The 16,920-nt window shown below is 72.9% G+C and carries 17 protein-coding genes; 7 read left to right on the top strand and 10 right to left on the bottom strand.

Features of this window, described 5'->3' with window-relative positions; translation table 11 throughout:
• Positions 1-156: 156 nt before the first annotated feature.
• Complete coding sequence (locus ACGFZK_RS00150) at positions 157-744, top strand: hypothetical protein (RefSeq protein ID WP_393846547.1); 588 nt, start codon at positions 157-159, stop codon at positions 742-744.
• 29 nt (positions 745-773) lie between these two features.
• On the top strand, positions 774-1,565 hold the full coding sequence (locus tag ACGFZK_RS00145; RefSeq protein ID WP_393846546.1) for an N-acyl homoserine lactonase family protein: 792 nt from the start codon (positions 774-776) through the stop codon (positions 1,563-1,565).
• 94 nt (positions 1,566-1,659) lie between these two features.
• On the opposite strand, the gene ACGFZK_RS00140 is transcribed toward ACGFZK_RS00145, so the two are convergent.
• Complete coding sequence (locus ACGFZK_RS00140) at positions 1,660-2,145, bottom strand: hypothetical protein (protein WP_393846545.1); 486 nt, start codon at positions 2,143-2,145, stop codon at positions 1,660-1,662.
• Between the two features lie 250 nt (positions 2,146-2,395).
• Positions 2,396-3,262, bottom strand: a complete 867-nt coding sequence (locus ACGFZK_RS00135; protein WP_393846544.1) for an effector binding domain-containing protein — start codon at positions 3,260-3,262, stop codon at positions 2,396-2,398.
• A 208-nt stretch (positions 3,263-3,470) separates the two neighbouring features.
• On the opposite strand from ACGFZK_RS00135, the gene ACGFZK_RS00130 reads away from it, so the two are divergent.
• Positions 3,471-3,824 carry a hypothetical protein gene (locus tag ACGFZK_RS00130; protein WP_393846543.1) on the top strand — a complete coding sequence of 118 codons (354 nt, stop codon included), beginning with the start codon at positions 3,471-3,473 and terminating at the stop codon, positions 3,822-3,824.
• Positions 3,825-3,888: 64 nt separating this feature from the next.
• Here ACGFZK_RS00130 and ACGFZK_RS00125 read toward each other — a convergent pair whose 3' ends face one another.
• The 8 genes from ACGFZK_RS00125 to ACGFZK_RS00090 form a co-directional block, all read right to left on the bottom strand.
• On the bottom strand, positions 3,889-4,500 hold the full coding sequence (locus ACGFZK_RS00125) for a TetR/AcrR family transcriptional regulator (protein ID WP_393846542.1): 612 nt from the start codon (positions 4,498-4,500) through the stop codon (positions 3,889-3,891).
• Positions 4,497-5,459: a 3-hydroxybutyryl-CoA dehydrogenase gene (locus tag ACGFZK_RS00120; protein ID WP_393846541.1), complete on the bottom strand. Its 963-nt coding sequence runs from the start codon at positions 5,457-5,459 to the stop codon at positions 4,497-4,499. The genes ACGFZK_RS00125 and ACGFZK_RS00120 overlap by 4 nt, the downstream gene beginning before the upstream one ends.
• A 117-nt stretch (positions 5,460-5,576) precedes the next feature.
• Positions 5,577-6,749, bottom strand: a complete 1,173-nt coding sequence (locus tag ACGFZK_RS00115; protein WP_393846540.1) for an acyl-CoA dehydrogenase family protein — start codon at positions 6,747-6,749, stop codon at positions 5,577-5,579.
• Between the two features lie 38 nt (positions 6,750-6,787).
• Positions 6,788-7,996 carry an acyl-CoA dehydrogenase family protein gene (locus tag ACGFZK_RS00110; RefSeq protein ID WP_393846539.1) on the bottom strand — a complete coding sequence of 403 codons (1,209 nt, stop codon included), beginning with the start codon at positions 7,994-7,996 and terminating at the stop codon, positions 6,788-6,790.
• A gap of 78 nt (positions 7,997-8,074) precedes the next feature.
• The gene (locus ACGFZK_RS00105; RefSeq protein ID WP_393846538.1) at positions 8,075-10,144 is read right to left on the bottom strand and encodes an acetate--CoA ligase family protein; all 2,070 of its coding nucleotides are present in this window, start codon (positions 10,142-10,144) and stop codon (positions 8,075-8,077) included.
• Between the two features lies 1 nt (position 10,145).
• Positions 10,146-10,337 (bottom strand): ferredoxin, encoded by a 192-nt coding sequence (locus ACGFZK_RS00100; RefSeq protein WP_393846537.1) that lies wholly within the window; start codon positions 10,335-10,337, stop codon positions 10,146-10,148.
• On the bottom strand, positions 10,334-11,674 hold the full coding sequence (locus ACGFZK_RS00095; protein ID WP_393846536.1) for an NADH-ubiquinone oxidoreductase-F iron-sulfur binding region domain-containing protein: 1,341 nt from the start codon (positions 11,672-11,674) through the stop codon (positions 10,334-10,336). Before ACGFZK_RS00095 ends, ACGFZK_RS00100 begins: the two co-directional genes overlap by 4 nt.
• Positions 11,671-12,084, bottom strand: coding sequence for a hypothetical protein (locus tag ACGFZK_RS00090; RefSeq protein ID WP_393846535.1), 414 nt, complete (start codon positions 12,082-12,084; stop codon positions 11,671-11,673). Before ACGFZK_RS00090 ends, ACGFZK_RS00095 begins: the two co-directional genes overlap by 4 nt.
• Positions 12,085-12,494: 410 nt before the next feature.
• On the opposite strand from ACGFZK_RS00090, the gene ACGFZK_RS00085 reads away from it, so the two are divergent.
• From ACGFZK_RS00085 to ACGFZK_RS00070, 4 genes are all read left to right on the top strand, one after another.
• Positions 12,495-13,838: an aromatic ring-hydroxylating dioxygenase subunit alpha gene (locus ACGFZK_RS00085; RefSeq protein WP_393846534.1), complete on the top strand. Its 1,344-nt coding sequence runs from the start codon at positions 12,495-12,497 to the stop codon at positions 13,836-13,838.
• Positions 13,839-14,014: 176 nt separating this feature from the next.
• Entirely contained in the window at positions 14,015-15,145 is a 1,131-nt protein-coding gene (locus ACGFZK_RS00080; RefSeq protein WP_393846533.1) for a spermidine/putrescine ABC transporter substrate-binding protein, read from the top strand.
• 1 nt (position 15,146) lies between these two features.
• On the top strand, positions 15,147-16,016 hold the full coding sequence (locus tag ACGFZK_RS00075) for an ABC transporter permease (protein ID WP_393846532.1): 870 nt from the start codon (positions 15,147-15,149) through the stop codon (positions 16,014-16,016).
• Positions 16,013-16,903, top strand: coding sequence for an ABC transporter permease (locus tag ACGFZK_RS00070; protein WP_393846531.1), 891 nt, complete (start codon positions 16,013-16,015; stop codon positions 16,901-16,903). The genes ACGFZK_RS00075 and ACGFZK_RS00070 overlap by 4 nt, the downstream gene beginning before the upstream one ends.
• The last annotated feature ends 17 nt before the right edge of the window (positions 16,904-16,920 follow it).

The raw sequence follows: 16,920 nt of genomic DNA, 5'->3' as shown, positions 1-16,920 counted from the left end.
GGTACCGTCCGCACACCCCCGGCACGTCCACGGCACACCGCTGACATTCGTCACTGTCCGCGGCGCCGGCGACACGCGACTCTGAACGAGGGGAACGAAGCAACGACAGGGCAGGGGGCGGCGGCTGTGACAGTGACGGGACCGACGACGGGGATCGTGACGGCACGGCCGACGCGGGCCGGGATCGGGCGCATCTGGGCCGGGTCGCTGACGGCCGTGGTCCTGCGCCGCCCCCCGGTACCCGGGCTGCGGCACTCCGCCGGGCTGCGGCAGGTCGTGCTGGTCCTGGCCACGATGGAGATCGTGGTGGCCTTCCTGCTCTCCTCGATGCTGCCACCCGTGGTCCGGCCGGTGCACGCGGCGTTCGAGCTCGTCCTGGTGCTGGGCGGGCTGGGCCTGGTGGCCGCACTGGTTCGCCATCCGCACGCGGTGGACGAGGAGCGGGTGGTCCTGCGCACCGGATTCCTCGGTGAGGTGACGCTGCCGCGTACGTCGGTCCGTTCCGCGTCCCCGGTGACACGCACCGTTGCGGGCCGGGGCCCCAGGCCCGTGCCCGGGGAACCGGGGGCGGTGGCCTGCTCGGTGGAGAGCGCACTGAACGTGGCCGTGCACCTGGACCCGCCCGTGCGCCTCGACCCGGGCCCGGCCGGGCGGGTGGACGCGGTGACGGTCTACACGTCGGCGGACTGCGTGCCCGCCTTCTCCGAAGCCCTCCGACGCGTGGTCCCGCCGCACCGGAGCTAGCCTGGACAGGGGGAGAGGGAGGTCCCGCGGTGCCCCCGAGACTGCGCGTGACGACGGTGGACGCCGGGCCCTTCACCATGCCGAGGAGCGGTCTCCTCCACGGGGCGAGCGGTACGGTCACCGTGCCCTCGACGGTGGCCGTCATCGAGCACGCCACCCATGGACCGATCCTCTTCGACACGGGCGTCAACCACCGCGTCGCGGACCCCGAGGCCGCCGAGGCGCAGTGGGGCCCGGGCCTGCGAGCGGCGTACGGCGCCGAGGGGTTCACCCGGGCCCACGCCGTCGACGCGCAGCTGGAGCGCCTCGGCTACCGGCTCGACGACGTCAGGTACGTCGTCTACTCCCACCTGCACCTCGACCACGCCGGCGGGATGACCTACTTCCCGCACGCCGTGCACGTGGCCCAGCACGACGAGCTGCGCCATGCCTGGTGGCCGGACCGCTGGACGGCGCGTGGCTACGCGTTCAACGACTACGCAGGCAGCCGGAACTACGACTTCCTCGAACTGGCCGGTGACACCGACCTGTTCCATGACGGCACGCTCACCCTCGTGCGCACCACCGGCCACACCCCCGGTCACCAGGGACTCATCCTGGACCTCGACCACCACGGACGCATCGCCCTCATGGGCGACGCCGCGCACCTCCAGGAGGGACTGGAGCAGAACGTGCCCATGGTCAGCGACTGGAACGTCGAGGAGAAGCTGCTGACCTACGGGCGCCTGCGCGCGCTCTCCCGGGCCGGCATCCGGGTCTTCCTCTCCCACGACCCCGGCCATTTCGCAGCGCTGCCGCACGACGGCGAGTTCTGGGACTGAACGCGCGTCGCGGCCGGTCGCACCCGGCGACCGGCCGCGCTACCGGTCATGTCCTCACCCGGCCGTGCCGACGGGCACCACCGGGGTCGGCTTCCTAGACCGGGGTGCCCGGGAGGGGCGTGAAGCCGGCGCTGCACGCCGCGGCGAGGTTCGCCGAGGTGAAGGCCACCGAGCTGGTGTTGCAAATGGCCTGGTGGAGGACTCCGTCACTGCCCAGCAGCGTGATGAAGAGGTGGCCGGCATCTTCCTCGGTGACCGATACGGCCGTGCCCTGGGTACAGGTCGGTGCACCCGCCAGGAGAGCGAGGTTGATCCAGACCCCGGGGTTACGGCTGTCGTTGAGGAACGCGTGGCCCTGACGGTCGGTCGCCGCACGGAACACGGTCTCGAAGAGGTTGCTGCTGGAGTAGTCGACCACGGTCGACGACACCTCGCGCTCCGACGAGCACTTGTTGGGCCTGGCCTGTGTGCCCGCGGCATCCGGGCCGTCGGCGGCCGCCGCAGGAACGGCCAGAGCTCCCAGGAGCACGGCTCCCGACACCGCCGCGACACCCCGCGCGGCCCAAGCGAACTTCCTCATGTCCACCCTTCCGTTGAGTGCGAGCCGGCCCTCCGTCGGCCGGAAGGCAGGCTTTCGGGGACAGGCCGGGCCAGTGCCCGGCTCCTGTCCGGGGAAGAACCTCGCACGCTGGTCCCGCACATATCCGCACACCATTCCGGGCCGTCACCCGCAAGGGCTGGGTGTGGGCCCCAATGGGGGTACGACGGATGGGATGGTGTGTTCGTCGGATGAGCGGGAGTGTGGGCGCGAGGGCCGCCACGGCAGGGGTTCAGTCCTGTTCGCGCTCCACCGGAAGCCACAGTTCGGCGTCGGCTTCGGCCCCGCCCGGGGACAGCTGGACGCGCAGGATCTCGGGGCCCGGGCGGCTGCGGTACGGGTTGGACGGGAACCACTGGGTGAACACGTCCCGCCACAGCTCCTGGATCGCCTGCGGAGCCGGTCCGGAGGTGGTGAAGACGGCCCAGGTGCCGGCCGGGACGGGCAGGGACACGGTGCCGTCGGGTGCGGCCGACGACGTGATCACCCCCTGGTAGTAGTCGAGTTCGGTGCCCTCGGCGCGGCTCGGGTCCAGGTCGTCGCAGACCGCGACGACGCCCTGCGGCTCCTGGTCGGACAGTTTCCCCAGGCGCTCCAGGACCTGCGGGTCGATCCCGCGGACGAAGTCGATGATCGCCTGGTTCGGACCCGCGTGCACCAGTGGCACCCGGGCCCTGAGGCCGACGACGTTGAAGTCCGGCCTCTCCGCTACGCGATAACGCATGCTGCTGCTCCCTTCGACGGTGAGGCGGAAGGTCAGCCGGGGCTGGGAGACGAGCGCGGCACCGGTGCGCCGGGCCTCGCCCGGCCCCACGCCGTGCATGGCACGGAACGCCCGCGCGAACGCCTCGCCCGAGCCGTAGCCGTAGCGCACCGCGATCTCCAGCAGGGACTCACGCCCCGCGAGCACCTCGGCGCCCGCGACCGTGAGCCGGCGGCGCCGTACGTACTCCGACAGCGGCGTGCCCGCGAGCGCGGAGAACATCCGGCGCAGGTGGTACTCCGAGGTGGTCGCGATGCGCGCCAGCTCGGCCACGTCGATCTCCTGGTCGAGGCAGCGCTCGATGTACTCCAGGGCCTGGTTGAGACGCTCCAGCACTCCCGGCTCCTTCCTCTTTCGTGCTCACCACGCTAGGGAGCGGGCACACGGCCGGACCCGACATCCTGTGCCCGATCGAGTCGGGCATCGAAATCGAATGAATGTCCGATGTGCTGCGCGGTCCCGGGGCCCGGAGTGCTGGACCGGGCGGTCCGGCGCACCCTGGGGATGAGCGGGACCGTACCGAATGCGCAGGGAGGCTGGCCCCATGCCCAAGTCCGACGGATCACAGCGCTGGGGGCCGCCCCCCGAACCGCCCCCTGACCTGCTCCACTCACCCACGGGCGAGCCGCTCGACGACGGACGGCGCACCGCGATCCTCGACTGGACCGTGAACCAGTACGTCAGCATGGGCTGGCGCGTCGAATCGCGCTCCCCGACCCAGGCGGTGCTGGTGCGCGGCGGCGACGTCAACCACCTGCTGCACGCGATCCTGACCATCTTCACGTGCCTGCTGTGGGGCATCGTGTGGATCGCGCTGGCCGTGGGGAACAAGACCGAGCGCGTCGCCCTCACCGTGGACCCGGCCGGCCGGGTCCAGACCGTGCACGGTCCGGGCTGAGCGGTCGGGCTGTGCGATCCGGCTGAGCGGTCCGGTCCGAACGCTCAGGTCGCGAGCGGCGCGGTCAGACGTCCGGGAACTCCGGGGCGATGCCCAGCGTGGGGGCGATGGTCCGCCAGATCGTCGACCGGGCCGTCGCGAGGTCCACCCGAGGATCGTCGATCATCAGGCGGATGCCGAGGCCGTCGCACAGGGCCAGCACCAGGGTGGCGAGCGCGGCCACGTCGCAGTCGGCGAACTCCCCGGACGCGATGCCCCGTTCCACGGCCCCGCCGACCCACGCGTGCAGTTGGTCGTACAGATCGACGGCCAGGTGCCGGGCCGCCGTATCGCGCTGGGCGCGCACCCACAACTCCTGCCAGAGCTTCCAGTCCTGGCGCAGCTCCGCGTCACTCGGCAGCATGCTCCGCAGGATCCGGGCCAGGACCACGGAGGCGGGCACCGAGTCGGCGACGCCCTCGGTGTCCGTACCGGTCTGGGCGAAGGAATGCGTCATCGCCTCGGCGAAGAGCTTCTCCCGCGTGTCGAAGTGGTAGTGCAGGAGAGCCTTCGACACCCCGGCGTGCTCGGCGACCTTGCGCATGCTGACGTTCTCGAAGCCGATGTCGGCGATGACCTCGCACGCGGCCGTGAGGATTCGCTCACGCGTCTCGAGTGCGCGCTCGGCCTTGGTCACGTTGGCTGCTCCTCGTGTCGGCGCCCGTGGACCGGGCGGGTGGGCCCGGTTGCCGTGGCCACCACAGCACCATCCTCGCGCATCGCGGCGTCCCCGCGGGCTCCGTAGGTGTGGAAGCCCCGGCCCGTCTTGCGGCCCAGCCGGCCCGCGTCGACCATCCGGGCCAGCAGCGGCGGCGGGGCGTACAGCGGCTCCCGGTACTCCGCGTACATCGACCGCGCGATGGCCTGCACCGTGTCCAGGCCGATCAGATCGGCCAGCGCGAGCGGTCCCAGTGGGTGCGCGCAGCCCAGGGTCATGCCCCGGTCGATGTCCTCGGCCGACGCGGTTCCGCACTCGGCCATGCGCACGGCGGCCAGCAGGTACGGAACGAGGAGCGCGTTCACCACGAAACCCGCCCGGTCCTGAGCCCGGACCACCTGCTTGCCCAGCACCTCGGAGGCGAAGGCGCGCGTCCGCCGGACGGTCACCTCACCCGTGAGCAGCGACGGCACCAGCTCGACCAGGGGAAGCACCGGTACCGGGTTGAAGAAGTGGAGGCCGATGACCTGCTCCGGGCGGGAGATGGCGGCGGCCAGCCGGATGACGGGGATGGAGGAGGTGTTCGTCGCCAGGACGGCGTCCGGGCGCTCCACCACCCGGTCCAGCAGGGCGAAGACCTCCAGTTTCGCCCGCTCCTCCTCCGCGACCGCCTCGACGACCAGGTCCCGGTCCGCCAGCCGCGCCACGTCGGTGGTCACCGTGATCCGGCCGACGGCGGCGTCCCGTTCCGTCGCGGTCAGCTTCCCGGACGCCGCGGCGCGTCCCAGGGAGCGGGTGATCCGCTCCAGCCCGGCGGCCGCGGCCTCACGGTTCGTCTCCACCACCACGACGTCCCGGCCGGCGCGGGCGCAGACCTCGGCGATCCCGGATCCCATCAGCCCACAGCCCACGATCCCGACCCGATCGACATCGGTCATCGGCTCGTCCTCCCTCCACTGGTTCCTCAGGTGCCTACGGTGCCCACGCGGGCGGGGGCGGTCCGGGCGGCGCCCCGGCAGGCGCGCCGCCCGGACCGCCGGACCAGGACCGGGGTGTCACCCCGCTGCCGGCATCCGCAGAACGCCCGTACCGCGCTTGACCAGTTCGCCGGCGATGATCAGGCGCTGGATCTCGGAGGTGCCCTCCCAGATGCGGTCGACGCGCAGCTCGCGGTAGAGGCGCTCGACCGGGTACGAGCGGTCGTACCCGCGCCCGCCGAAGATCTGCAGGCACCGGTCGATGACGCGGCCCGACGCCTCGCTCGCCGCCAGCTTGGCGATGGCCGCCTTCGCGTGCAGCGTCTTGCGGTCGATCACGCCCTCGTCGACCTCCCAGGCGACCTGGTGGGTGTACGCGCGGTTGACGGCGATGTCGACGGCGCAGTCGGCGAGCATGCCCTGGATCAGCTGGAAGTCGGCGATGCGCGAGCCGAACTGACGCCGCTCCACCGCCCAGTCCCGGGCCAGCTCCAGGGCCCGCTCCGCGGCCCCGATCGTCCGGGCGGCGATCATCAGCCGCTCCTCGGTGAACCAGGAGCGCGTGATGTCGTAGCCCTGCCCCACCTCGCCCAGCACCGCGTCGTCGGGGACGAAGACCTCGGTGAAGGTGAACTCGGGGTGCTCGTAGACGAAGGTGTGCATCCAGCGCGGCACCCGGGTCATCTCGATGCCCGTCGTGTCCTTGTCGACGAGGAACAGGGTCGGCGCGCGCTCCTCCCCGGCCGCGGCCAGCACGATCATGAAGTCGGCGTGGTCGCCGACGGTGACGAACCACTTCTCGCCGTTCAGCACCCAGCCGCCGGCGGTCCGCGTCGCCGTGGTCCGCAGGTTCTGCGGGTCGGAGCCGGCCTCGGGCTCGGTCACCGCGTAGCAGTCCCGGCGCTGTCCCCGGATCACCGGGACGAGGTAGCGCTCGCGCTGCTCGGGCGTGCAGTAGGACAGGGCGTTGGCCGGACGCCACACCATGTCCCACAAGGCCCCGGTCAGCCGGCCGAGCTCCGCCTGGACCGTGACCTGCTCCAGGATGGTCAGGCCGGCGCCGCCCCATTCCTGCGGCATGTTGACGGCCTGCAGCCCGCTGTCGAGGACCGCGTCGCGGATCTCGGTGTGGGCCTGCGGGGGCAGCCCGTTGCTCTCCTCGCAGTCGAGCTCGTACTTCGTGATGAAGTCGGTCAGTGCGCGCGCCGAGCTCCGGAGCTCTTCCTGACGGGCGGTGAGGCGGAAGTCCATGTCTGTCTGTCCTCTCGGTCGTGGTGGGGGAGCGGTCGTCAGGAGGCGGGAAGGGCGGCGGGCAGAGCGCCGGGCCGGGTGGTGGGCAGGGCCAGCGCCCGGGTGCCGCGCTTGATCAGCTCGTTGGCGATGATCAGGCGCTGGATCTCGGAGGTCCCCTCCCAGATCCGGTCGACGCGCAGTTCGCGGTACATGCGCTCGACGGGGTACGTACGGTCGTAGCCCCGGCCGCCGAAGATCTGCACGCACCGGTCGATGACCCGCCCCGCGGCCTCGCTCGCCGCGAGCTTCGCCGTCGAGGCCTTCGCGTGCAGCGTCTTGCGGTCGGTCTCCGGCCGGTCGGCCTCCCAGGCGACCTGGTGGGTGTAGGCGCGGTTGACGGCGATGTCGACGGCGCAGTCGGCGAGCATGCCCTGGATCAGCTGGAAGTCGGCGATGCGCGAGCCGAACTGACGCCGCTCCACCGCCCAGTCCCGGGCCAGCTCCAGGGCCCGCTCGGCGGCGCCGACCGTCCGGGCGGCGATCATCAGCCGCTCGTCGGTGAACCACTCCTTGGTCAGCTCGTAGCCGTTGCCGACCCCGCCGAGCACGTCCTCGTCGGGGACGAAGACATCGGTGAAGGTGAACTCGGGGTGCCCGTTCACCGCGGAGTGCATGAACCGCGGGACCCGGGTCATCTCGACCCCGGGCGCCTGCTGGTCCACGAAGAACAGGGTCGCCGCCCGCTCGGGCCCCGCGTCGGCCTGCACCAGCAGGAAGTCCGCGATGTCGCCGCAGGTCACGAACCACTTCTCGCCGTTCAGCAGCCAGCCGCCGTCGGTCCGGGTCGCGGTGCTCGTGCCCGATCCGGGGTCGGATCCCGCACCGGGCTCGGTCACCGCGAACGCGTCGAACCGCTCGCCCCGGATGACCGGCAGCAAGTACTTCTCCCGCTGCGCCTCGGTGCCGTACGCGAGGACGTTCGCGGGCCGCCAGGGGATGTCCCAGAGGCAGTTGGTGACCTTGCCGAACTCCTCCTCGACGATGACCTGGTCGAGCAGCGACAGGCCGGCCCCGCCCCATGCGGCGGGCATGTTGATCGCGTAGACGCCCGCGTCGACGGCGGCGCGGGTCAGCTCGCGGACGGTCTCGACGGGCAGCGGACCGCCCGCCTCCTCGGACTGGTCCTCGTACCGCATCAGGAGCCGTGCGTAGGCGGCGGCCCGGGCCTTGAGGTCGGCCTGCTCGGGGGTGTAGCGGAAGTCCATGTGCCCTCCAGGGCGCAGGTGGTGGAGGTGGTGGGGTGGTGGGGGAATTGCGGGTGGTGCGGCGGTGGCGTGGTGCGGTCAGCCCAGGACGGCCCGTGCGTCCAGGGCGAGGGCGCCGGCCGGGCGCACCAGCAGCGGGTTGACCTCCAGCTCGGCGATCTCCGGGTGCGCCGCGGCGACGGTGGTGATGCGCTCGATGACGGCGGCCGCAGCGGCCACGTCGACGGCCGGCCGGCCGCGTACGCCGCCCAGCAGCGCCGCACTCCGCAGACCGCGCAGCAGGGCCTCGGCCCGCCGGGCCGGTACGGGTGCGAGCGCGAAGGCGACGTCGCGGAGCGTCTCGGTGAGCACCCCGCCGAGCCCGACCAGGGCGATCGGCCCGAACCGCGGGTCCTGGTTCACGCCCACGATCAGCTCGATGCCGTCCGTGAGGTCGGCCATCGCCTCGACGGAGTAGGCGGGCGCGCCGAGCCGGGCGTGCATCTCCCGGTACGCAGTGAGGAGCGCGTCCCGGTCGGCCAGGCACAGCGCCACGCCACCGGCGTCGGACTTGTGCAGGACGTGCAGCGCCTTGAGCACGTAAGGGCCCTCGAACTCCGCGGCCGCAGCCAGCAGTCCGGCCTCGTCCGTGACCTCGCGCGCCGCCGGGAACGGCACACCGGCGGCGCCGAGCAGCACCCGCACCCCGTGGTAGCCGGGGTCCTCCAGCGGAGCGGCGGCGAGCGGCAGTGGGGGCACACCGGAGGAGTCCGCCGCCGCCCGGCCGGTCCTCGCCGCCAGCGCGCGGGCGGCGTCCTCGGTGGCGGCGAACACCGGCACCCCGGCCTCGGCCAGCACCCGGCAGCTCGGCGACTGCGGGTACATCGACTGCACGACCAGCGGCTTCGGTACGGCGGTGAGGTGCGCGACGATCTCCTTGGCGGCCCTGGCCTCGCCCTCGGCGAGTACGGAACCACCCGCCGGGCCGCCGCCCAGACCGCCCTCGGCGGCGGCGTAACCGCCGAAGTACCCGGTCATCAGGACGGCGTCGACCTCGTCGGCGGCCAGCAGTTTCCCGACGGTGTCCGCGTAGGACAGCGGCCGTTGTTCGCCCATCCCCGCCAGGTCGACGGGGTTGCCGACCGAGGACTGCTCCCACAGCACGCTGCGCAGCCGGTCCTGGGTCGGCGCACCGAGCTCCGGTACGCCGAGCCCGGCGTCCTCGGCCGCGTCGGCGGCGACCGCCCCGTGGCCCCCGCCGTCGGTGAAGACCGCGGTACGCCGGCCCCTCGTACGGGGCCCCGCGGCCAGTGCCGCCAGGACGACGGTCATCTCCCGCGGCGTGCGGACGAGTTCGACCCCCGCGTCGCGGCAGGCGGCGGCCACCACGTCGGCCGAGGTGGTGAGGGCCCCGGTGTGCGACTGGGCGCTGCGGGCGGAGGCCGTTCCGCGGCCGGCGGTGAGCAGTACCACCGGTTTGCCCGCCGCGGCGGCGGCCGCCGCGAAGGCCCGGCCGTCGCCGAAGTCCTCGGCGTACACGGCGATGGCGGTGGTGGCCTCGTGGCGGGCGCAGTCCTCGACGAGGTCGACGAGGGTGACGTCGGCCTGGTTGCCGAGGGAGACGAAGCGGGAGTAGCCCAGGCCGTGCGGCTCGCCGCGGAGCTGCAGTTCGAGGGCGAGGTTGCCGCTCTGGCTGAGCAGGGCGACGCCGCCGGGGGCGAAGCGGTCCGAGGCGAGGTACAGCTCGGTGGTGTTGTCGGCGATGCCCAGGCAGTTGGGGCCGACCAGAACGGCTCCGGCGGCCCGTACCCGGTCGGCGACCGCCCGCTGCCGGGCCAGTCCCGCGGGGCCCGCCTCCGCGAACCCCGCCGTGATGGCGACGATCGCCTTCACCCCGCAGCCCAGGGCCTCGTCGACGGCGGCCTCGAAGCCGGCGCCGGGTACGGAGATCACCACCAGGTCGACGGGCTCGCCGACGGCCGTGAGGGAGGGGGCCGCCGTCCGGCCGAGGACGGTGCCGCCGCGCCGGTTGACCAGGTGCACGGGCCGCCGGTCGGGGGCGCGCAGCGCCTGGGCGGCCACCGCGTGGCCGTACTTGGCCGGGTCGTCGCTGGCGCCGACCACGGCGACCGAGCGGGGATCGAAGAGGGCGGTCAGGTCGCGTCCCATGTCATCCTTCCACACGGAGGGCCGCGTTGGGGCAGCTGTCGGCACAGGCGCGGGCGGCATCCTCGCCGCCGGCCGGGACGACGAGGGCGAGGACCCTCGCGTAGCCCCATTCGTCGAGTTCGACCAGGTCGGGTGCGGGTTCGTGGCACAGTCCGTAGCCCTGGCAGCGGGTGGAGTCCAGCAGGAGTTTCACGGCGTTCCTTTCAGCGCGGGCAGCGGGAGGGCGAGGGGGGAGCGAGCCGGTGGCGGCGCGGGCTCCGGGGGGCGGGCTCCGGCGACCTCCGGCACGGCCACCGTGAGGCGGTGGCGGCCGTCGGCGGGCGCGGCGCCCGCGCACACCGGGCAGGGCGCGCCGAGATGGGAGCGGACGAGTCGGGGGAAGGAGCGGAGCAGGCTGCCCGCGATGCCCGCGGCGGCGTCGAGCAGCCCACAGGCACCGCGCCCGGGCAAACCCTGCGACCAGCGGTGCAGGCTCTCCGCCGTGTCCGGGCCGGCGGTACCGGCCGCGAGGCCGTACAGGGCCTTGCCGACGGCGGCGGTGCCCGAGACGCAGACCCCGCACTGCCGAGCGCTCTCGGCCGCGAGGTGGGCGGCCGCGTCGGCGGCGGTGGTCACCGGGCACCTGCCGGGGGCGAGGAAGTGGATCGCCCCGCACCCCAGGGCGGTGCCCGCGGCGGTGAGCGCTCCGGGCTCGAGGGGGAGGTCCAGGGCGGGGGCGTCGACGAGTCCGCCGAACAGTCCGCCCATCAGCGCCCCGGCGGCGTCGGGGTTGCCGTACCGCGCCGCCAGGGCGCGCAGCGGGAGGCCGTAGGGGACCTCGGTGAGGACCGGCGCGGCCGGGCCGCCGGACAGGGTCACCAGGGTGCTGCGGGCGATGGCGCGGCGCAGATCGGGCCGGGCGGCGGTGAGCGCGACCCGGGCGAGCGTCTCGACGTTGGAGACCAGGGTCGGCGCACCGCCCACCCCACGCTCGAACGGGCGGGGCGGCTTGGCGGCGGGCAGCGCCGGTCCGCCGTCGATCCGGCGGACCACCGCCGTTTCCTCACCGGCGACGTAGGTGTGGCCGGTTTCGACGACCTCGACCGGCAGCGGCGGTGGGTGTTCGGCGAGGGCCCGGCGCACGCTCTCGCCCGCGGCCGGGTCCGAGAGGTACACGAAGCCGCGTACGGCGCCGGTGATCGCGGCGGCGCGGACGAGGCCGTCCAGCACCAGGTGCGGGCGGGCCCGCAGCAGCCAGCGGTCCTTGACCGAGCCCGGTTCCCCCTCCTCGCCGTTCGCCACGACGACGGGGGAGCCGCCGGGGCCGCCCTGATGCCGTACGGAGCGCAGTTTGACGGCGGCCGGGAAGCCGGCCCCGCCGCGGCCCCGCAGCCCGGAGGCGTCGAGGTGGGCGAGCAGCTCCTCCGGGCCCGTGGCCGCGTCGTAGCCACCGGTGGCCCGGTAGGCGTCGGCGCTCTCCGCTGCGCGCGGCGCCGCTCCGAGGACGGTGCCCGGCGGCTGCGCCGTCGGGAGGCGGATCGTCGTGGTCATGGGCGGGCTCCTGTTCCGGTGTGGCTGCGCAGGGCCCGTACGGCGCTCTCCAGCGCGGTGCGGTCCTGCGCGGTGCGGCCGTATCCCGGTCCCGGGAGGCCGATGAGCATGCGGTGGTGGTCGAGGACGACCTCGGCCGCGTGCAGGGCGGCGGCGGGATCGCCCGTCCGGGATCCGGCGGCCACGCCGGTCACCAGCTCGGTGACCTCGGCGAGGTAGCGGAGCCAGCTGTGCCGGCTGCCGCGCAGGACCAGGCGCTCCACGCGGCGTCGCTCGGTGGCGGCCAGCTCCTGTGGGACTTTCGAGGGCGTACCACGGGACGAGGCGCGCAGGGCGGCGACCGCCGTGGGGAGTTCTCGCTCCGGTTCGGGGGTGAGCCCGAGCCAGTCCAGACGCCGACGACCGCTCATGCGTGCCTCCGGGAGGTGGGATGCCGCCGCCGGCCCGGTGCCCGGCGGGAGCCGAGGGCGCGGCGGGGGAGCGGAGGGGGATCGGGGGTGCGGGCCCGGGAAGGGACGGGCGGGCCGGGCCGCACGGCTGTGTCCGCCCTGGTGAGCAGGGCGAATGCGGACCAGGGCCGGTGCGGCGACAGGAAACACGTTTGCTGACCGATCGGTCAGGCAAGAATCACGCTAGCTGACCGATCGGTCAGTGAACAAGTCTTGACCCGGCGGAAATGAGCCAGCAATCTGGCTGTCCAATCGGTCAGCCTGGTCCCGGCTTCCCGCCCCGACCGCCTGCCCGCCGTTGGGTCCCCCTTGCCTTGCCTCGCCATCGCACGCCGACACCGAACGCCGCACGCGGCACGGAGGAGTCACCGATGCACTCAAGAGCCCCCGGAACACCGATCGACCACGCAGACCGCCACGAGCGGCCCGGACCGTCCGACCGGACCGGCCCGCCGGGCCAGGCCGCTGCCGCTCCCGAGACCGCTGCCGCTGCCGCTCCCGAGACCGCTGCCGCTGCCGCTCCCGAGACCGCTGCCGCTTCTGCTCCCGAGGTCGCTGCCGCTGCCGCCGAGGCCCCCGCCTCCGGCGCCCCCGCTCCCGGCACCCCCGGGTCCGCCCTCCCCGCCCGCTACTACACCGACCCCGGGATCGCCGCCGCCGAGACCCGGCACGTCTTCGCCAGGTCGTGGCAGCTCGTCTGCCACGAGTCCGACCTGCCTGACCCGGGAGCACGGCTCGCCGCCACGGTCGCGGACCGGGAGGTCCTGGTGGTCCGCACCGAGGACGGCGGCCTCGCCGCGCACCTCAACGTCTGCCGCCACCGCGGAACGCGCCTGGTCACCACCCCCGAACCGAACGGCAAGGCGATCCGCTGTCCGTACCACGGCTGGACCTACCGCCTCGACGGAAGCCTGGTCGGCGCCCCGGAGGCACGCCAGATCCCCTGCCTCGACAAGCCGAAGCTCGGCCTCTTCCCGGCCCGCGTCGAGTCCTTCCTCGGCTTCGTCTTCGTCAACCTCGACCTGGACGCCGTACCGCTGGCCGAGAGCTGCGCGGGCCTCGCGGAGGCGGTCGGCCACTACGCCGGCGCCGACCTGGTGCCGATCGGCCGCGCCCGTATCCACGACCTCGGCTCCGCCGAAGTGCAGCAGGCCAACTGGAAGGTGGCGGTCGACAACTACCTGGAGGGCTACCACGTCCCCGTCGCCCACCCCGGCCTGATGCGGCTGCTCGACTACCAGGGCTACACCTGCGAGATCGAGGAGTCCTACGCGCTCTTCGCCTCGCCCCTGCGCGACAAGCCGTCCTCGAACTGGGCGGAACGCCTCTACCAGCGCATCGCCGCACCCATGCCCGGCCTCGCCGAGGCCGACCGCCGGATCTGGCGGTACGCGGTCATCTACCCGAACACCCTCATCGACTTCTACCCCGACCACGTGCTGGCGTGGACGGCGATCCCCACGGCGGTGGACCGCGTGGCCGTACCCGGCGCGTTCTACACCCGCCGCGGCACCGGCCTGCGGACCCGCCTCGCCCGCCGCCTGAACATCCACATCGGCTGGATCACCAACGACGAGGACGCCGAACTGGTCGCCCGCGTGCAGAAGGGGCTCTCCACCCCCGGGTTCGAGCCCGGACCGCTGTCACGCCGCGAGTCGGCGGTCGGCTGGTTCGCCGGCCGCATCCGGGCCGCCCTCGACGGCGCCGAGCCGTAGGCCACTGCCGCCCGTACGCCCCGTACGCCCCGCACGACCGCACGACCGCACGACCGCACGTGCGCAACGCAGCGCAGCGCCCCGCATACCCGCCGCGCCGCGACCACCGCAATGACCGAGCCCCCCGGCACCGCTCGTTCCCGCCGTCCCCCTGCGGCCCCTACGGAGAGGACCCCATGTCCCCCGAGGCACTCCCCCCGACCAGACGCTCGTTCCTCCGCGCCGGCACCGCCGCCGCCCTCGCCCTCACCGCCGCCGGCTGCGGCTTCGCCTCCGCGGACGACCCGGACGGCAGGGCGACCGCGGAAGCCCCCATCGACGTCAAGGTCGACGGCGACCTCGTCTACTTCAACTGGGCGGACTTCGTCGACCCCACCGTCTTCGAAGGCTTCCAGAAGGAGTACGGCGTCAAGGTCGTCCAGTCCAACTACGACTCCATGGAGGGCATGGCCGCCAAACTCAACGCGGGCAACCGCTACGACATCATCTTCCCCACCGCGAAATGGGCCCAGCGCCTCGCCACCGGCGCGCGGCTCCGTACGATCGACCACTCCCGGCTGCGCAACGCCGAGGCCGTGTTCGGCGGCTACGGCTACTTCGCCGACCCCTGGTACGACCCCCGCTCCGCGCACACCGTCCCCTTCACCATGTACAAGACCGGCATCGGCTGGCGCCGGGACCGGCTCGGCGACCTGACCGGCTCCTGGAACGACCTGTGGAACGAGAAGGCCAAGGGCAAGGTCTTCGTCCTCGACGACCGGGACGAGGTGCTCGGCCTGGGCGCACTCAAGCTCGGCCTCGACCTCACCACCGGCGACCACGGTGATCTCGCCCGCGTCACCGACACCCTGCGCTCGCTCCGCCCCCGCCTGCGCGGCTTCTCCAGCGACAGCTACAACAACCTCCTCAACGGCAACGCCGACATGACCCAGGCATGGAGCGGAGACATGGCCGCCATGCTCGCCCAGGCCGAGGACCCGAAGGTCTTCGGCTTCGAGGTCGCCCGCGAGGGAGCGCCCGTCAACTCCGACTGTTACGCCATCCCCGCCAACGCGCAGCACCCCGGCACCGCGATGCTCTTCATCGACTACATGCTCCGCCCGGAGAACGTGAAGAAGAACATCGAGTACATCGGCTACCCGATGCCGGTCCGCGGCACGGAGGACACGTACGCGGCCCTCGTCGAGCCGTTCCCCCAGTGCGTGGTGACCGCCGCCGACCTGGGCGCCGACCTCTTCTTCCGCAACGCCGACGCCCGGGCCGAACAGGCCCGCGACGCCGCCTGGACCGACGTGAAGGCCGGCTGACATGGCACGCACCCGCGCCCGGTCCCAGCCGCGCCTGTGGACCTGGCTCCTGCTCCCCGGCACCCTCTGGATGACCGGCTTCCTCGTCGCCTCCCTCCTCCTCGTCGCCACCCTCGCGCTCGGCACCACCGACCCGCTCGGCAACCCGCGCTTCGGCCTCAACTTCGCCAACCTCACCGCGCTGGCCGACCCCGCCTACCGCACCGTCCTGCTGCGCTCCCTCGGCTACGCGCTGATCACCTGCCTCATCAGCCTGGCCGTGGCCTATCCGGTCGCCTACGCCATCGCGCTGCGCGGCGGCCGCTTCAAGAACCTGCTGATCGCCGCCATCGTCGTCCCGTTCTTCGCCAACTACCTGGTGCGGATGTACGGCTGGTCCGTCGTCCTCTCCGACGACGGGCCCCTGCTGAAGGCCCTGCGCGCGATCGGGCTCGCCGACGGCGACACCAAGATCCTGCAGACCGGCGTGGGGGTCATCGCCGGACTCGTCTACGGCTTCGTCGTCTTCATGATCATCCCGCTGTACGCGGCGATGGAACGCATGGACACCTCGCTCATCGAGGCCGGCCGCGACCTCTACGGCGGCCCCCTGCGCACCTTCCTCTTCGTCACCGTCCCCGCCACCCGGCAGGGAGCGGCTGCCGGCTGCGTCCTCGTCTTCCTGCCCGCCATGGGCGACTTCGTCAGCGCCCAGCTCATGGGAGGACCCGACCAGATCATGATCGGCAACCTGATCCAGGACAAGTTCTTCCAGGGCCAGAACTGGCCGCTCGGCTCGGCGCTCACCATGCTGCTGATGGCGGTCCTGTTCCTCGGGATGCTCGGCTACCTGCGACGCACCCGCAAGGACGAGGCGGAGGCCACCCGATGAGCACCAGGACCCAGCAGCGGCAGAAGGAGCAGCAACAGCCGCAGCAGCAGCGGCAGAAGCAACGCCGCCGCCGACGCGGAGCCGAGCGCCGCCCCCGCTTCGCCCTGGCGGTCACCGCCCTCTTCTTCGCCCTTCTCTACCTTCCCGTCGGCGTCGTCGTCCTGTTCTCCTTCAACTCCCAGAAATCCCTCACCGTCCTCGACGGGGTCAGCCTCCGCTGGTACACGGCCCTCCTCCACGACGACGTACTCCTCGACTCGCTCGGCATGAGCCTGCGGGTGTCCCTGGTCGCCATGGCCGGCTCGCTCGTCCTCGGCGTGGCCCTGGCCCTGGGCCTCGTACGGAGCCGCAGCCGCCTCGGCTCCTTCGCCGGCCTGATCATGCTCGTCCCGCTGATCACCCCGGAGATCGTCACCGGCGTCGCCGCGATGCTCCTCTTCAAGGGCCTCGGCATCACCCTGTCCACCACCACCGTGATGCTCGCCGAGATCACCTTCTCCATCTCCTACGTGACGGTCATCCTCCGCTCCCGCATCGCCGCCCTCAACCCGGAGGTCGAGGAGGCCGCCATGGACCTCGGTGCCACCCGCCGGCAGGCACTGCGCCTGGTGACCCTGCCCGCGCTCCTCCCCAGCATCCTCGCCTCCGCGGTGCTGATCTTCGCGCTCGTCTTCGACGACTTCGTCCTCGCCTACTTCACCACCGGCGTCGACCCGCAGCCGCTGTCCGTGCGCATCTACTCGGCGATCAGGTTCGGCGTGCAGCCCACCATCAACGCCGTCGGCACCCTGATGCTGGCCGGATCCATCGGCCTCATCGTCCTCGCGCTCGCCATCCCGCGCCTGTTCGGGCGCAGGGGCGGCCTCGATCTGCTCTCCGGGAAGTGACAGCCATGCCCCCGACC

The organism is Streptomyces sp. NPDC048257 (assembly GCF_043201855.1).
GTDB lineage: Bacteria > Actinomycetota > Actinomycetes > Streptomycetales > Streptomycetaceae > Streptomyces.
This window is presented reverse-complemented; position numbering and strand designations above follow the sequence as displayed.

Bases quoted from the DNA above. Each gene is read 5' to 3' on its own strand.
- ACGFZK_RS00140 (WP_393846545.1), bottom strand. From the start codon at position 2,145: ATGAGGAAGTTCGCTTGGGCCGCGCGGGGTGTCGCGGCGGTGTCGGGA.
- ACGFZK_RS00130 (WP_393846543.1), top strand. From the start codon at position 3,471: ATGCCCAAGTCCGACGGATCACAGCGCTGGGGGCCGCCCCCCGAACCG.
- ACGFZK_RS00120 (WP_393846541.1), bottom strand. From the start codon at position 5,459: ATGACCGATGTCGATCGGGTCGGGATCGTGGGCTGTGGGCTGATGGGA.
- ACGFZK_RS00115 (WP_393846540.1), bottom strand. From the start codon at position 6,749: ATGGACTTCCGCCTCACCGCCCGTCAGGAAGAGCTCCGGAGCTCGGCG.
- ACGFZK_RS00110 (WP_393846539.1), bottom strand. From the start codon at position 7,996: ATGGACTTCCGCTACACCCCCGAGCAGGCCGACCTCAAGGCCCGGGCC.
- ACGFZK_RS00105 (WP_393846538.1), bottom strand. From the start codon at position 10,144: ATGGGACGCGACCTGACCGCCCTCTTCGATCCCCGCTCGGTCGCCGTG.
- ACGFZK_RS00095 (WP_393846536.1), bottom strand. From the start codon at position 11,674: ATGACCACGACGATCCGCCTCCCGACGGCGCAGCCGCCGGGCACCGTC.
- ACGFZK_RS00090 (WP_393846535.1), bottom strand. From the start codon at position 12,084: ATGAGCGGTCGTCGGCGTCTGGACTGGCTCGGGCTCACCCCCGAACCG.
- ACGFZK_RS00085 (WP_393846534.1), top strand. From the start codon at position 12,495: ATGCACTCAAGAGCCCCCGGAACACCGATCGACCACGCAGACCGCCAC.
- ACGFZK_RS00080 (WP_393846533.1), top strand. From the start codon at position 14,015: ATGTCCCCCGAGGCACTCCCCCCGACCAGACGCTCGTTCCTCCGCGCC.
- ACGFZK_RS00075 (WP_393846532.1), top strand. From the start codon at position 15,147: ATGGCACGCACCCGCGCCCGGTCCCAGCCGCGCCTGTGGACCTGGCTC.
- ACGFZK_RS00070 (WP_393846531.1), top strand. From the start codon at position 16,013: ATGAGCACCAGGACCCAGCAGCGGCAGAAGGAGCAGCAACAGCCGCAG.